Raw genomic sequence first — 15,304 nt, 5'->3', positions numbered from 1 at the left:
GCCGCGTGCGGATCAGTTGTTAATGGAATGAACGGCGGACAAGGGGCGACATCTACTGTCGTGACGTCCAACCAGAAAATTACAGAACACGGAGATCTCCATGCACACCGACACCACTCGCGAGAACCCGCAGGCCGTGGCGCCGCAGGGCGCCGATTCCTCCCAGGATCTGGCGGCCACCGCCCCCGGCCAGCTGCGCGTGATCAAGCGCAACGGCACTGTCGTCCCCTACACCGATGACAAGATCACCGTCGCCATCACCAAAGCGTTCCTCGCCGTGGAGGGCGGTACCGCCGCCGCCTCGTCGCGTATCCATGACACCGTCGCGCGCCTGACCGAGCAGGTCACCGCCACCTTCAAGCGCCGCATGCCGTCCGGCGGCACCATCCATATCGAAGAGATCCAGGACCAGGTCGAACTGGCCCTGATGCGCGCCGGCGAGCAGAAAGTCGCCCGCGACTACGTGATCTACCGCGAGGCCCAGGCCAACAAGCGCAAGGCCAGTGCCGGCAGCGAAATCGCCCAGCCGCACCCGAGCATCCGCATCACCGCCGCCGACGGCAGCCTGCAGCCGCTCGACATGGGCCGCCTGCAGACCATCATCCGCGAAGCCTGCGAAGGCCTGGCCGAAGTGGACGGCGCGCTGATCGAGCGTGAAACCCTGAAGAACCTGTACGACGGCGTGGCCGAGAAGGACGTCAACACCGCCCTGGTGATGACCGCCCGTACCCTGGTCGAGCGCGAGCCGAACTACAGCTACGTCACCGCCCGCCTGCTGATGGACAACATCCGCGCCGAGGCCCTGACCTTCCTGGGCATCACCCAGAGCGCCACCCACCACGAGATGGTCGACCTGTACGCCAAGGCTCTGCCGGCCTACGTCGACAAGGGCGTGGAGTTCGAGCTGCTCGATCCCAAGCTGAAAGAGTACGACCTGGAGAAGCTGGGCAAGGCGCTGAACCACGAGCGCGACCAGCAGTTCACCTACCTCGGCCTGCAGACCCTGTACGACCGCTACTTCATCCACAAGGACGGCATCCGCTTCGAACTGCCGCAGGTATTCTTCATGCGCGTGGCCATGGGCCTGGCCATCGAAGAGCCGAAGAACCGCGAAGACCGCGCCATCGAGTTCTACAACCTGCTGTCCTCGTTCGACTACATGGCGTCGACCCCGACCCTGTTCAACGCCGGCACCCTGCGTCCGCAGCTGTCCTCCTGCTACCTGACCACCGTGCCGGACGACCTGTCGGGCATCTACAGCGCCATCCACGACAACGCCATGCTGAGCAAATTCGCTGGCGGTCTGGGCAACGACTGGACCCCGGTGCGCGCACTGGGCTCCTACATCAAGGGCACCAACGGCAAATCCCAGGGCGTCGTGCCCTTCCTCAAGGTGGTCAACGACACCGCCGTGGCGGTCAACCAGGGCGGCAAGCGCAAGGGCGCGGTCTGCGCCTACCTGGAAACCTGGCACATGGACATCGAGGAATTCCTCGAGCTGCGCAAGAACACCGGTGACGACCGTCGTCGTACCCACGACATGAACACCGCCAACTGGATTCCGGACCTGTTCATGAAGCGCGTCTTCGAAGACGGCAAGTGGACCCTGTTCTCCCCAAGCGAAGTGCCGGACCTGCACGACCTGACCGGCAAGGCCTTCGAAGAGCGCTACGAGTACTACGAAGCCCTGATCGAGTACGGCAAGATCAAGCTGTACAAGACCATCCAGGCCAAGGACCTGTGGCGCAAGATGCTCTCGATGCTGTTCGAGACCGGCCACCCGTGGCTGACCTTCAAGGACCCGTGCAACCTGCGCAGCCCGCAGCAGCACGTGGGCGTGGTGCACAGCTCCAACCTGTGCACCGAGATCACCCTGAACACCAACAAGGACGAGATCGCCGTCTGCAACCTGGGTTCGGTCAACCTGGTCAACCACATCGTCGACGGCAAGCTGGACATCGAGAAACTCGGCCGCACCGTGAAGACCGCCGTGCGCATGCTCGATAACGTCATCGACATCAACTACTACAGCGTGCCGCAGGCGCGTAACTCCAACCTCAAGCACCGTCCGGTCGGCCTCGGCCTGATGGGCTTCCAGGACGCCCTGTACCTGCAGCACATCGCCTACGGCTCCGACGCGGCCATCGAGTTCGCCGACCGCTCCATGGAAGCCATCAGCTACTACGCCATCCAGGCCTCCTGTGACCTGGCCGAAGAGCGCGGCGCCTACAGCACCTTCGAAGGTTCGCTGTGGAGCAAGGGCATCCTGCCGCTGGATTCGCAGCAGATCCTGATCGAAGCCCGTGGCCAGAAGTACATCGACGTCGACCTGTCCGAGTCGCTGGACTGGGCGCCGCTGCGCGAGCGCGTGAAGAAAGGTATTCGCAACTCGAACATCATGGCCATCGCGCCGACCGCGACCATCTCCAACATCATTGGCGTGTCGCAGTCCATCGAGCCGACCTACCAGAACCTGTACGTGAAATCGAACCTCTCCGGCGAATTCACCGTAATCAACCCCTACCTGGTTCGCGACCTGAAGAACCGCGGCCTGTGGGACCCGGTCATGGTCAACGACCTGAAGTACTACGACGGCTCCGTGCAGCAGATCGAGCGCATCCCGCAGGACCTGAAAGACCTGTACGCCACCGCCTTCGAAGTGGAAACCAAGTGGATCGTCGACGCCGCCAGCCGTCGCCAGAAGTGGATCGACCAGGCTCAGTCGCTGAACCTGTACATCGCCGGCGCCTCGGGCAAGAAGCTGGATGTGACCTACCGCATGGCCTGGTACCGTGGCCTGAAAACCACCTACTACCTCCGTGCCCTGGCCGCCACCAGCACCGAGAAGTCCACCATCAACACCGGCAAGCTGAACGCGGTTTCCGCTGGTGGTGACGAAGGCTTCTCGGCCAAGGCTCAGGCGCCTGCCCAGCAGGCCGCTCCGGCCCCGGCGCCAGTGCCGAAGGCCTGCGCCATCGACGAGCCCGACTGCGAGGCTTGTCAGTAAGGCTGGCGCGTGGATCTGAACGGCGCCCGCATCGTTGCCTGGTAGGCCGGCCCCCATCACGTACATGCGTACGCTCAGGGGCTCCGACCTACCAGGCGCCTAGCGCCGCTCAGCTACACGCTCGAAGGTCTGACGCAGTTCTAAAGCAAATCAGCGGTAAATCCCCTCTCCCGCTTGCGGGAGACGACTGCAGGGATGCAGGAGGTAGGGTGAAGCAGGAAGCCCGAACCGAGGGCTAGGGAGAGGGCAAGGCTCTTCCGTAGGAGCGGCTTCAGCCGCGAACCTCACGGACAAACACGAGCCAACCCTCCCCACCCAATTCCCGCCCCTCCTCCTCCGGGTCGAGGGGCAAGGGTCAGCCAGCAATCCACCGCCCGCTGACCAGTGGTACCCGTTTTACCCTTGCGCGCATCACGCAACGGAACATAATTCAAATTATCTGTATATCCATACAGGCCGGTTCGCTAACCGGCCCTCACGCAGGAGCCAAGCCATGCTGAGCTGGGATGAATTCGACAAGGAAGACGGCGCAGAAGCAGGCGCCGCAAGCAAAGCCAACGCACAGAGTGCCGGCACCAACTTCGACAAGCTCGACAGCGAAGCTGCCGGCTCGGTCGAGCAGGCCCGCGCTGTCGACGCCAACGACTCCGACGCCGTCGCCCGCGCCAAGAAAGCCCTGAACGACCTCGACATCCAGGAAGGCCTGGACGACCTCGAAGGCGCCGCCGCGCGCGTACAGGTCGGCGACAAGCAGATGATCAACGCCCGCGCCGACCTCAACCAGCTCGTACCCTTCAAGTACGACTGGGCCTGGCAGAAGTATCTGGATGGTTGCGCCAACCACTGGATGCCGCAGGAAGTGAACATGAACGCCGACATCGCGCTGTGGAAGAGCACCGACGGTCTCTCCGAAGACGAGCGCCGCATCGTCATGCGCAACCTCGGCTTCTTCTCCACCGCCGACAGCCTGGTTGCCAACAACCTGGTACTGGCCGTGTACCGCCTGATCACCAACCCCGAGTGCCGCCAGTACATCCTGCGCCAGGCCTTCGAGGAAGCGATCCACACCCACGCCTACCAGTACTGCATCGAGTCGCTGGGCATGGATGAAGGCGAGATCTTCAACATGTACCACGAGATCCCGAGCGTCGCGAAGAAGGCCTCCTGGGGCCTGAAGTACACCCGCTCGATCTCCGACCCGACCTTCAACACCGGCACCCCGGAAACCGACCGTCAGTTCCTCAAGAACCTGATCGCCTACTACTGCGTACTGGAAGGCATCTTCTTCTACTGCGGCTTCACCCAGATCCTCTCCATGGGCCGCCGCAACAAGATGACCGGCACCGCCGAGCAGTTCCAGTACATCCTGCGTGACGAGTCCATGCACCTGAACTTCGGCATCGACGTGATCAACCAGATCAAGATCGAGAACCCGCACCTGTGGGATGCCCAGATGAAGGACGAAGCCACCCAGATGATCCTGCAGGGCACCCAGCTGGAGATCGAATACGCGCGTGACACCATGCCGCGCGGCGTACTGGGCATGAACGCCGCGATGATGGAGGACTACCTCAAATTCATCGCCAACCGCCGCCTGACCCAGATTGGCCTGAAGGAAGAGTACCCGGGCACCACCAACCCCTTCCCGTGGATGAGCGAGATCATGGACCTGAAGAAGGAGAAGAACTTCTTCGAGACCCGCGTGATCGAGTATCAGACTGGTGGGGCGTTGAGCTGGGATTGATGGCTCGCTGACATCAGAGTAGATTGCCCCTACACCTGCCATGGATGTTGGGAATGACTGAATAAAAAGCCCCGCCTAGTGCGGGGTTTTTTATTCAGCAGGACTACAGATTGAAACAAACACTTTACAAATACTGCTCAGTATCAACAAGCAGTCAAATGAGCAGGGCGATAGACCTATTAAACGGCAGAATATACTTCTCAGCACCTGCAAATTTCAACGACCCATTTGAGCTATCTGCAAAGGTAAACATATCTTCCTCACCTCTTCTTGATACACTTTCGCAAAAAGAGAGGAATGAAGTATTACGCGTATTTAGATTAAGGCCGCCTACCGCACTGTCTGATGACTGGAAAGAAAAAGTAGGCATACTCTGCTTATCCGAAGGCCCTGCAAACATCTTAATGTGGTCACATTACTCCAATAATCACTCTGGGATATGCATCGGATTCGATACCGACCAAAAGCCCTTTAGCTCAGCCAAAATGGTCAGCTATAGCGATGAACGTCCTGCAGCAGACTTTAACTCCGATTCAGAAAAATTGCTCAGCCGAGTTCTACTAACAAAATCCAAGCACTGGAGCTACGAGAGAGAATGGCGCTCAATTAAAAGAACCATTGAAAGCGACGAACTTAACTTTTACTATAAAACCTTCAAAAACAACCCTGATCGCCTAGATGAAATAGCGAGCACCATTGAAGAAAACGGCGGACCTGGGCTCTATAGCTTTGAAAAAAGCGCCATATGCAGCATATTTCTCGGCTCCAAAATCACATCCGACAATAAAGAAAAACTAATTCAAGCAGCACGTTCTGCCTGCCCACAAGCAAAAATCTTTCAAATGGAACTTGACCATAACTACTTTTGGCTTAACAAAAAAGGTATAAGTAGCTTTGGGCTTGCCCCTTAGCAGAGGACGCCAAAAAAGCTGTGACCCCCGACTTTGCGAAGCCCCTACCTTTTGAAAACCAAGACATTGGCCGTTTGCTAACCAATCTTTATAAACCCTCTCAACTACGACATAACATATAAAAGGATTTAATAATGCCCTCACAAGAGCAAGGAATTCTACCCATCATAAGCTGGATAATGGACAACCTAACGGCCCTTGCATCTATAGCCTATGCCGCGACGTTTATTGCGTTTCTTCTTTATGTCTATACGCGTGCCGGCTCCATGCATTTTTTAAGAGATAGAATTTGGCGTTTGATGGGCGGAAAATCTGACTTCCTGATCCCAGACTTACAAAAACTAAAACTAGAAGCTCGCGAGCTTGAGCACTTTCGATTCGAGTTCGGAATTCCCGCCACCACCATTCGAGATATTGAGCAATTTGAGCATTGGATTAGCGACAACATCATATCTCTTAAAGATGCGGCTACAGCCAAGGAATATATCGACTGGTCAGACTACAACCAATTACGCATAAAGGAAAAGAACTTTACTCTTTTACGAAAACTTTTCACATATTTTGGCATTTTTACATTGACATCTGCCGCACTATTCTTTTTTATCGCCATACCGAACTACTTAATGGCCAGCTTTGAAGACTCCCCATTTTTCTATATCTCAACCAAAGAAACAAAATTCTCAATTCTCGGCGGAGATACGCTAGACAGCTTATCATGCAAAGAAAAAGAAGTACTGAGCAGACTTAGCCAAGAAAATGAATTCCCTCTAGATAGACTGCAGTCTATCTGCAGCACGTATGCAAGCGAAGAAAAAATTAGCTTACTCAAAAAACGTATAAGTGAACAAAAGTCAGCCGCTCTGGCTTTGGCACTATTCTTTGTACTGTTAATGATCTATTTTGCTCGCGAATCAACGAAAGTCTTCGCAGCCCAGCGGATACAAAAGAATCTGGAAGCGAAGCAAATAACGGCGAAAAATTGAAGACTTATTTTCTACGCCATCCTCTACTACTGGTTTCGCCCTTACGGCGAGTCACTTGACTCGCTTCGCTCGCCCTACGGGCCAGCCTTCGGCTGTTACTCCGCTTCGCTACGTTTCGGCCTCCTGACGGGATTCAGAGACCGAGTCGCCTGAGCTGTCCGCGCAGACAAATCAAAAGAAAAAGCAGAGCCAAAGCATTGCGGCTTTGCTGCAATGCTTTGGCTCCTTGCTGTTCTGGAGCGCCAATCTCACAGACGACGCCAAGCGCCCCTTCAGGAGGCCGAGCGGAATCGTTGCGCAGGGGGTGAGCCGCATGGATGCGGCGAAAGGCGTAAAGGGCCAGGGACGGCCCTTGTACGCCGACCCCGGAGTGACGATGGAGCGAGGGAAGTCTGGCGCAGCCAGACCCGGATGGCGGGGCTAGACCTTTTGGTTACTTTTGGGGCAATGCCAAAAGTGACCCGCCGTAAGGGCGGAACCGGTATCAAAATCCCTACATCAGCGGCGAGATCACGCCACTACGAAGCCTAAGAGCTATCGAGCTGCCATGGTTGTTCATAGAAAAACACTGCAGCACACTGCCCCTTCATCGTAAGGAGACGACGCCAAATGCCCGACATGCCCAGCCCAATCCCCTTGATCATCCTCGACGTTCAGGACGCCATCGATCAGCCCATCTGGAATGGCAAGAGTCATCCCGGTTACCTGGCCGTCATCCAACGCCTCCTGCAATTCTGGCGCTCGAATGGCTGGCCCGTCCTTCACGTAAAGCACGATGAAAAGACGCCCACCTCCAGCTATTACCTTCACGGCCCCTGGAATGGCATCAAACAGGAAGTCGCGCCGATAGAAGGCGAAGCCGTCATCATCAAGCATGAAAACTGCGCGTTCATAGGCACCCAATTGGATGCCGCGCTGAAGGGCATGAACGCAAATAGCATCGTGCTGACGGGCGTTGTCATCCACAACAGCATGGATGCCACCATCCGCGCAGGCAAAGCGCTCGGGTACAGCATCATCCTCCCGTCAGATGCCACAACCGCCGTACCTGTGACAGGGCCAGGTGGAACCCGCTGGGAAGCCTCGACCGTATACGAGCTGACGCTGGCCATACTGGGCGCCGAATATGCTGAGGTCATGTCATCAGACGATGTGATCGCACAACTCAGCAAGTAGCCCGGACACTGAATCCAACGGTGGATGAAGAAATTGTCATCCACCCTGCGCGCCGCTTGGATTGCCCTCCACTGCCCGCCTTGCGCCAATCTCAGGGAAAGTCGGCCGGTTCAGCCTCGTGGGCCTCGTGCAGCAGCTCGATGAATGGCCTTGCCTCATCAAGCGAATGAGCGGCGATGGCGGTGACCGGAATCCCCGGTGTCCATGAATTCATCACGGCCGCCCCAGAGAGCTCTTTCACCCGCTCGAGCGTGATGACTTCACAACGCAGGGGCACGCCGAGGCGGGCAAGTTGACGCTGAACCATGCCCATCATGGTGCCTTTGAGCATCTCGGCCTCAGGCCAGATCACCGTCTCACCATCCCAGAACGCCAGGTTCCAGATCGTGGCCTCACTCAGGTGCCCACGTCGATTGACGAAGGCCGCATCATCGAAACCCTCACGTATGGCCTGGTGCAGGTAATAGGTCTTGCCGATTTCACCGACATGCTTGATTGCCGCCAGCGGTCTCTCATGCTCAATGACACTCAAGCGCAAGGGGCCTTGCGGCCCATCGGACGGCGCGGCTGTGCGTACGAACACGGCAGGTTCAACCTCCATGCTGGCGGCCGTGAACTCGCCGTGAGGTGAAAAGACGGTGACGGTCAGTGACTGGTCGCTCGCGCCTTCTTCGATCGCGGTGCGAATGTACGACCGCAGCAGCGCTTCAGCAGGCGCACGGTTGAAGAGCTCCAGAGAGGCATCGCGCAGGCGCTGCAGATGAAGATCCAGCCCCTTGATTCTGGAGTGTCTGACCTGCATCGCAGTGAAGTGGGCAAAACCGGCGAAAGCCAGCGGGTTCAGTGGTGAGGCGCTGACAGGTTGTCCATCGATGTAGGACGGATAGGGGTTCGGGTGAATCGCCATGAGAACGGCTCCTGATGGTGCTCGATTGATCGAGCCCCTATCATCGATCCTGACAGCACTGTCAGAGTCAAGGCGAAGGAAGCGATGAAAATAGGTGAGCTATCCAGACGTTCTGGCGTGAGTGTGAGAATGCTCCGTTACTACGAAACCGAAGGGTTGCTGAAGCCCAAGCGCACAGCCAGCGGCTACCGCGATTACGACCTGGCAGAGTTGCGCACGGTCGAACGCATCAGGTTGCTGGGTGCAGCCGGCATGACCCTGGCGACCATCTTGAAGTTCTTGCCGTGCGTGAGAGGCGAAGGCCTCGCCTTCGAGCCATGCGATGAGCTGCGTGACGTTCTGCACGAACAGATCCGCGTGGCCGATCAGAAAGCGGCCGAATTGGCGCAAAGCCGCAAGATTCTTGAGAGTTTTCTGCAGGAAGTTGAGCGAGGCTGATCAGCAGCACCTAGTTCGAACAACCGCCATTACAGTGGATGAAAAGAGCGCCACCCACCCTAGGTGACTAACCCTTGCCCTTCTTCCTGGCAATCGCCTTCATCCGCGCTGCCGCTTTCTGCACGGTGGTCATCTTCTCGGGCCGTTTCATACCCCGCCACTTGCGGATTTCCTCGCGCGTGCGCCCACAGCTGATGCACAGCTCGCCGTTGAGCTGACACAGCGACACGCAGGGACTCTCAATGTCCTTGGCCACGCTTGCCCCTTGCCGGCTGCTCGACCGAAAACGCGACATGGGTGGCGATGCTGGAAACGCTGATGCCCACTTCATCGAACGCCGCCTGCGTCAGTCGCAGCATTCTCGCCTTGTCCGAACTGGCGAGTGCGCGCGCTCTGCTCGCCTCGCTGTCGAACATCCAGGTCACGCGCAGGCTCTGCGGAAAACGCTCGTAGTCCACCTCATGGGTCAGCCACTGGAAGCCGACGATTTCGCTTTTCGCCGTTTCACAAGCCAGGGTCAGGGTGCGGATCAGCTCGCGCTCGATGCCTGAGTATTTTCGTTTTGGCGATGGCATAAGGTGCTCTGGGTCTGGGCTCGGTGCGCCGCCATGTTACCGGAGGTGCGGTGCAAAGCCGTCAATCCATAAGAGTTCCGCCTTTACCTTCATCACCCGTTACGCTCTGCGCGCGCCGCCGCGCTTCAAGCAACCGGCAGGATCGAAGCTCGTCTTCCGAACACAGCCAGTCCATGGCATCACCTCCGGCTTTTACCGGCAAATCCCGGCATGGATGACGCACCTACACCGAACACAACCCACCCGGCACCGTCAGGATCCACTCGCGAACCGCCAGAATGGTCGGATCGTTCCGGCGGCTCTCCGGGTACACCAGAAAGAACAGCTTGCCTTCCAGCTCCGGGCCGAAGGGCTGCACCAGACGCCCCTCGCGCAGTTCGTCCTCGATCAGCTGGCGGCTCATCAGCGCCACACCCTGGGCACCGACGGCGGCCGAGACGGCGTGGGTCTCGTCGGAGAACACCAGCCCGGCGCTGACATCCAGGCCCGGTATCTGCGCTTTTTTCTGCCAGACGGCCCAGTCCAGCGGCGAGGAAATCGCAGCCTGGTTACGAAAGTGAATCAGCGAATGCCCGGGCAGATCGGCCGCATCGTGCAGCCCCAGCAAAGGGCTGCAGGCCGGGATGAAGGTGTTGTCGAACAGCTTCTCGGCCACCAGACCGGGCCAGCGGCCGTCGCCGTAGCGAATGGCGATATCGGCGGTGACGCCATCGAGTGCCACCGGCTCGTGCGAGGCGTGGATGCGCAGATCGATCTCCGGGTGCGCGTCGCGCAGCAGGCAGACCCAGGACAGCAGCCAGCGCACCGCCACCGCAGGGGTGGTGCTGAGGGTGATGGCCTGCCGGCTGGGCATGGCGCTGAGCCGCTCGACAGCAGCGCCGATGCTGTCGAACGCGCTCTCCAGCACCTGCTGCAGCTCGCGCCCGGCCATGGTCAGTTCCAACTGACGAGGTTTGCGTACGAACAGTGCGACGCCGAGGGATTCTTCCAGCGCCCGGATCTGGTGGCTGATCGCCGTGGCGGTGACGGAGAGCTCTTCTGCCGCCTGCTTGGCACTCTCGTGACGCGCGGCCGCCTCGAAGGCGCGCAGGGCGGAAAGCGACGGTAGCCTGCGCCGGCTCATAGCTGAATTCTCCTCATCCATTTCGAAAAATATTGATCGTTTGTCGCCCTGCCGGGCTGAACCTAGCCTGAGCCTGCAGCTTTTCACAGATGAATACAAATTCGAGCAGGAGATTCGACATGACTCATATTCTGCATCTCGACGCCAGCGCCCGCCCCGGCCTTGCCGGCAAGGATGAACACGGCTCGCATAGCCGCAACCTCAGCCATCGCTTCGTCAGCCAGTGGCAGGCACGCCGTCCGCAGGACGTCGTCACCTATCGCGACATTGGCCAGAACCCGCCCTCGATCATCAACCATGACTGGATCGCCTCGTCCTTCACGCCCGAGCCGCAGCGCGAGGCCTGGATGCGCGACACCCTGGCCGAGAGCGATCGTCTGGTGGACGAACTGATCGCCGCCGACGTTCTGGTGATCGGCACGCCGCTGTACAACTTCGGCATGCCCGCCGCGCTCAAGGCGTGGATCGACCAGGTGGTACGCCCCGGCCGCACGGTGGAGGTGGACGAAAGCAACCCGCTCGATCCCTACGTGCCCAAGCTGGCCGACCGGCCTCGCCATCTGGTGATCCTCACGGCCCGCGGCGGTGTGGGTTTCGATGCGGGCGGCGAGATGGCGCACATGAACCATCTGGAGCCAAACCTGATCACCGCACTCGGTTTCATCGGCATCACCCGCGTGCACCAGGTCGCCATCGAGGGTCAGGAGGTGGGCGGCGAACTGCTCGCCGAGTCAGTCAAAAAGGCCTTGGGCAAGGTCGATGCGCTGGTGGCCGAGCTGCAGCGTTCATTGCAAGCCGAGCGCGTCGAAGAGCCGGCGTGAGGCAATGGCCAGGCTGAGGATGACGCTGCCTCGCCTCAGCGCTTGCTACAGGCGAACAGCGCGTTGCCGGAGCTGGCATCCCACGGCGTCAGCCGCTGATAGTCATGCTCCAGCACCTGCACCTCGAAGTACGGCGCCAGCAGGGTCTGCAACTCGGCGAAGCTCACCGCCACCATCGGGTGCTCGTCGAGCCAGACCTCGGTCCGCTCGGCGACGGTGCGCTCGATGCGCAGGCGCAACGCCTGCTGTTCGCCCTCGCCGCGGTAGAACCAGCCGGAGCTGAAGCGGAACTGCCCTTCGCCATGCTGCGCGCTGTGGGAAACGAACGAGGCGTTGTCGATGCGCTGCTTGTCCACGGCGTTGAAGCAGAACACCCCGCCCGGCGCCAGGGCATGGTGCACGCTGGCGATGCAGGCCTTGAGCCGCTCGATGCTGGCGCTGTAGTGGATGGAGTAGAGAAAACAGGTGATCAGGTCCAGCGGCTCGTCGACCTGAAAACCGCACATGTCCTGCCGGGCAAAGCGTGCCTCCGGGCAGCGCTGGGCGGCGCGGTCGAGCATGGGCTGGTTGATGTCCAGGCCGCTGCTGACGTAGCCGGCATCGAGAAAATGCCGCACGTGCGGGCCGGTGCCGCAGGCCAGATCGAGATGGCGCTTGCCGCCGTTACCGAACAGCTGCTGCAGGCGCTGCACGCAGTGGCTCTGCGACGCGTAGTCGATGTCCGCGCACATCAGGTCGTAATAGCCTGACAGGTCGGTATAGAGGGCGTTGCCGGACATGATGACCCGCCAGGATGTCGAGGGGGCGCGCATCATAGCTCAGGCCACGCGGGGGCAGAATCACTATCGCTGCCGTCGATGTGCCGGTGGTCCGATCCCGTTCGGCGCAGCCTGTGCAACGTTGACGGCGCGCCTCTTCGGACAGCGGGAAGCCCTCTAGTGCGGGGCTTTCGCCAGCTATCAGGCGCATCGATTTTCACCATCAAGCCAATGAAGTTCTCTCAGAAAATCCAGTGCGTAACATTTGCTCCAGACCCAACCACAACCCCCGGAGCACCAAGATCATGAAACGCCAACTCATCCTCAGCTTCGCTTTCTCCGTACTGGCAGCCAACGTATTCGCCGCCTCTTCCGCCCAACCTGTAGTCGCCGAAGGTGGCTCTGATCGCCTGATCGAAAATCGCGTCGCCGAAGGTGGCTCCGATCGTCTGATCGAAAATCGCGTCGCCGAAGGTGGCTCCGATCGCCTGATCGAGAACCGCGTTGCCGAAGGTGGCTCGGATCGTCTGATCGAAAATCGCGTCGCCGAAGGTGGCTCCGACCGTCTGATCGAAAACCGCGTCGCCGAAGGTGGCTCCGACCGTCTGATCGAAAACCGCGTCGCCGAAGGTGGCTCCGACCGCCTGATCGAGAACCGCGTCGCCGAAGGTGGCTCTGATCGCCTGATCGAAAATCGCGTCGCCGAAGGTGGCTCTGATCGCCTGATCGAGAACCGCGTTGCCGAAGGTGGTTCCGACCGTCTGATCGAAAACCGCACCGCCTGAAACCTTCCTGATGAACTGATCGAGAACGCCGTATGACTCGATGCCAAGCGCAGCCCCACAAGGCCGGCCTGATAAGCCGGCCTTGTTGTTTTCAGGGCTGGAAAGCCACGCGCGCTCTGCGCGAATGAATACCCCCGTGTCGACCCCAGGCAATCGACACCCCTGCCCCCGCTCTATGGTGAACGCCCCTTTTCATCATTCACCGGAGCGCCCCATGGCCAACAAACCGATTACCGTTCTGCGCGACACCCAGCCGATGCCCGTCGTCGATGCCTGCAAGTGGGAGCGCATCGAAGGTGACCCGCACACCGTCAACCTCAACGCCTACACCTCCGAAGACGGCAGCAAGATCATGGGCACCTGGATCTGCACGCCCGGCAAGTGGCGTGTGGAGTACGTGAAGTGGGAGTACTGCCACTTCCAGGAAGGCTACTGCATCATCACCCCGGACGGCATGGAGCCGATTCACCTCAAGGCCGGTGACATCTTCGTGGTCGAACCCGGCATGAAGGGCACCTGGGAAGTGGTGGAGACGGTGCGCAAGTACTTCGTGTTCGCCTGAAGCCGGTGCGCCGGCAGCGGCAGCTGACCCGCAACCGCTGCCGCCGTATCGCTGAACTTGCTTGAAAGTTACGGGAACTTGGCCTATCCAGAACGGTCTGTGCTGCTCCGCCCACCCGGCGGCTCCCCATAACGGACGGTCCACAAGGCCCTTCAGCAAGGAATCATCATGACCCGCCTCAAACTGCCCCTTCTCTCCCTCGCCTGCGCGCTGCCGCTGGTCGCCTGCGCTGCCACCCCCGAAGCGCTCAAGCCCTACCCCGCCGCCGCCGACGGCTACATCCGCCATGTGATCGAGCTGCCGGCGCAAGCCAACGAAGCCGAGCACAAGGTGGAGATCATCGCCGGCAAGACCCTGGAAGTGGATTGCAACCAGCAGCGCCTGGGTGGTCAGTGGCAGGAGAAGACCGTCGAAGGCTGGGGCTACAGCTATTACGAGCTGAGCCAGGTCGGCCCGGCGATGAGCACGCTGATGGCCTGCCCGGAAGGCGCACGCAAGCAGGCGTTCGTGCGTGTCGGCGGCGAGCCGCATCTGGTGCGCTACAACAGCAAGCTGCCGCTGGTGATCTACGCGCCGAAGGATGTCGAGGTGCGCTACCGCCTGTGGTCCGCAGCAGCCGAAACCAGCACCGCGCCGCGTCAGTAACGCCGCTCGCTGTCGCTCGCCAGCAGCGCAGGCTTGCGGCGAGCCGACAAGGCGGCGGCGCCACCCGCCAGGCCTGCCGGCCGTCGACCGTAGCGGTCAGCGCATGCAGCACTGCTTGTATTTCTTGCCGCTGCCGCAGGTGCACGGGTCGTTGCGACCTACCTTGGCGTCCTCGCGGCGCACCGGCAGCACCGGCTGCAGGTTCTCCTGCCAGTATTCGTAGAGGGCGACGGCGGCCGGCTCGATCATCGCCGTGCTGGCGTCGTACTCGGCATCGGTCATGGCCTTGAGCGTTTCCGCGCCGCTCTCGTCACCGTGCAGGGCGATCAGCTTCAGCGCCGCCGCCACCGAATCGGGCAATGCTTCGTCGAGCCAGCCGGCGACTGCGGCGCCGCGCAGGTAGCCCGCGCACCATTCGGAGACGATCAGCTTCTCGCCCTTGCCGTTGTCGTCGGCGAGGAAGATCGCCTCGTAGTCGTCCGGCTCCTCGCTGAGCATGTAGGTGGCCTCGCTCATCAGCTCCACCGCCAGCTTCATGAAGCGCTCGCCGTCCTTGTCGCTCGGCCACTGTGGCGGCTGGTCGGCCCAGATCGCCGCATACCAGATGGCGGGCGCAACCTGGCGCGGGCCGGAGACGATGGCGGCGAAGTAGCCGTCCAGCTCGCTGGCAGAGAGGATCGAATCGTCATTGCCATATTTGAGCAGCCACTGATCGAGCTTCTCCAACCCTCTGTTGTCCATCACCCAGCCTCGCCGTGAAAAAAGGCCGCTAATGTCCCACAGATGAAGGGTTTCAGACAGCCCGAGCCGCCGTCCGGCATATCACGGATGCCCACACGCCAGCGGCCCGGTACAATGCGCGCCTTGCC

General features: G+C 60.0%; 16 protein-coding genes. 10 read left to right on the top strand and 6 right to left on the bottom strand.

Annotation, left to right across the window (positions count from 1 at the left end):
* Positions 1-100: 100 nt before the first annotated feature.
* From L1F06_RS06775 to L1F06_RS06755, 5 genes are all read left to right on the top strand, one after another.
* Complete coding sequence (locus L1F06_RS06775; protein WP_012019265.1) at positions 101-3,007, top strand: ribonucleoside-diphosphate reductase subunit alpha; 2,907 nt, start codon at positions 101-103, stop codon at positions 3,005-3,007.
* Between the two features lie 493 nt (positions 3,008-3,500).
* Positions 3,501-4,751 carry a ribonucleotide-diphosphate reductase subunit beta gene (locus tag L1F06_RS06770; protein WP_096827074.1) on the top strand — a complete coding sequence of 417 codons (1,251 nt, stop codon included), beginning with the start codon at positions 3,501-3,503 and terminating at the stop codon, positions 4,749-4,751.
* 110 nt (positions 4,752-4,861) lie between these two features.
* Positions 4,862-5,662, top strand: a complete 801-nt coding sequence (locus tag L1F06_RS06765) for a DUF2971 domain-containing protein (RefSeq protein WP_129483528.1) — start codon at positions 4,862-4,864, stop codon at positions 5,660-5,662.
* 134 nt (positions 5,663-5,796) lie between these two features.
* Positions 5,797-6,645, top strand: coding sequence for a DUF6216 family protein (locus tag L1F06_RS06760; RefSeq protein ID WP_129483527.1), 849 nt, complete (start codon positions 5,797-5,799; stop codon positions 6,643-6,645).
* Between the two features lie 609 nt (positions 6,646-7,254).
* Positions 7,255-7,821, top strand: a complete 567-nt coding sequence (locus L1F06_RS06755) for an isochorismatase family protein (protein ID WP_129483526.1) — start codon at positions 7,255-7,257, stop codon at positions 7,819-7,821.
* A gap of 91 nt (positions 7,822-7,912) precedes the next feature.
* Here L1F06_RS06755 and L1F06_RS06750 read toward each other — a convergent pair whose 3' ends face one another.
* Positions 7,913-8,728, bottom strand: a complete 816-nt coding sequence (locus tag L1F06_RS06750) for an aminotransferase class IV family protein (RefSeq protein WP_129483525.1) — start codon at positions 8,726-8,728, stop codon at positions 7,913-7,915.
* A gap of 84 nt (positions 8,729-8,812) precedes the next feature.
* Here L1F06_RS06750 and L1F06_RS06745 point away from each other — a divergent pair, with 84 nt between their 5' ends.
* Positions 8,813-9,166 (top strand): MerR family transcriptional regulator, encoded by a 354-nt coding sequence (locus L1F06_RS06745; protein WP_129483524.1) that lies wholly within the window; start codon positions 8,813-8,815, stop codon positions 9,164-9,166.
* Between the two features lie 67 nt (positions 9,167-9,233).
* Here the strand turns inward: L1F06_RS06745 and L1F06_RS06740 are convergent, their stop codons facing one another.
* From L1F06_RS06740 to L1F06_RS06730, 3 genes are all read right to left on the bottom strand, one after another.
* The gene (locus L1F06_RS06740; RefSeq protein ID WP_129483523.1) at positions 9,234-9,422 is read right to left on the bottom strand and encodes a DUF1289 domain-containing protein; all 189 of its coding nucleotides are present in this window, start codon (positions 9,420-9,422) and stop codon (positions 9,234-9,236) included.
* Complete coding sequence (locus L1F06_RS06735; protein WP_129483522.1) at positions 9,406-9,741, bottom strand: hypothetical protein; 336 nt, start codon at positions 9,739-9,741, stop codon at positions 9,406-9,408. Before L1F06_RS06735 ends, L1F06_RS06740 begins: the two co-directional genes overlap by 17 nt.
* Before the next feature lie 223 nt (positions 9,742-9,964).
* Positions 9,965-10,864: a LysR substrate-binding domain-containing protein gene (locus L1F06_RS06730; protein WP_129483521.1), complete on the bottom strand. Its 900-nt coding sequence runs from the start codon at positions 10,862-10,864 to the stop codon at positions 9,965-9,967.
* A 119-nt stretch (positions 10,865-10,983) separates the two neighbouring features.
* Between L1F06_RS06730 and L1F06_RS06725 the strand changes: the two genes are divergently transcribed.
* Positions 10,984-11,685, top strand: coding sequence for an FMN-dependent NADH-azoreductase (locus L1F06_RS06725; RefSeq protein ID WP_129483520.1), 702 nt, complete (start codon positions 10,984-10,986; stop codon positions 11,683-11,685).
* Positions 11,686-11,720: 35 nt separating this feature from the next.
* On the opposite strand, the gene L1F06_RS06720 is transcribed toward L1F06_RS06725, so the two are convergent.
* Positions 11,721-12,464 carry a class I SAM-dependent DNA methyltransferase gene (locus L1F06_RS06720; protein WP_129483519.1) on the bottom strand — a complete coding sequence of 248 codons (744 nt, stop codon included), beginning with the start codon at positions 12,462-12,464 and terminating at the stop codon, positions 11,721-11,723.
* Between the two features lie 284 nt (positions 12,465-12,748).
* On the opposite strand from L1F06_RS06720, the gene L1F06_RS06715 reads away from it, so the two are divergent.
* From L1F06_RS06715 to eco, 3 genes are all read left to right on the top strand, one after another.
* Positions 12,749-13,228 carry a hypothetical protein gene (locus L1F06_RS06715; protein WP_059391265.1) on the top strand — a complete coding sequence of 160 codons (480 nt, stop codon included), beginning with the start codon at positions 12,749-12,751 and terminating at the stop codon, positions 13,226-13,228.
* A gap of 214 nt (positions 13,229-13,442) precedes the next feature.
* The gene (locus L1F06_RS06710) at positions 13,443-13,790 is read left to right on the top strand and encodes a cupin domain-containing protein (protein ID WP_003241790.1); all 348 of its coding nucleotides are present in this window, start codon (positions 13,443-13,445) and stop codon (positions 13,788-13,790) included.
* A 168-nt stretch (positions 13,791-13,958) separates the two neighbouring features.
* Positions 13,959-14,435: a serine protease inhibitor ecotin gene (eco, locus tag L1F06_RS06705; RefSeq protein ID WP_129483518.1), complete on the top strand. Its 477-nt coding sequence runs from the start codon at positions 13,959-13,961 to the stop codon at positions 14,433-14,435.
* Positions 14,436-14,531: 96 nt separating this feature from the next.
* Here eco and L1F06_RS06700 read toward each other — a convergent pair whose 3' ends face one another.
* Complete coding sequence (locus L1F06_RS06700) at positions 14,532-15,176, bottom strand: YecA/YgfB family protein (protein WP_036986951.1); 645 nt, start codon at positions 15,174-15,176, stop codon at positions 14,532-14,534.
* Between the last annotated feature and the right edge of the window lie 128 nt (positions 15,177-15,304).

The sequence above is a fragment of the Pseudomonas hydrolytica genome (assembly GCF_021495345.1).
Classification (GTDB): domain Bacteria; phylum Pseudomonadota; class Gammaproteobacteria; order Pseudomonadales; family Pseudomonadaceae; genus Aquipseudomonas; species Aquipseudomonas hydrolytica.
Note: the sequence above shows the minus strand (reverse complement) of the source record. Positions and strands in the feature narration are given on the sequence as shown.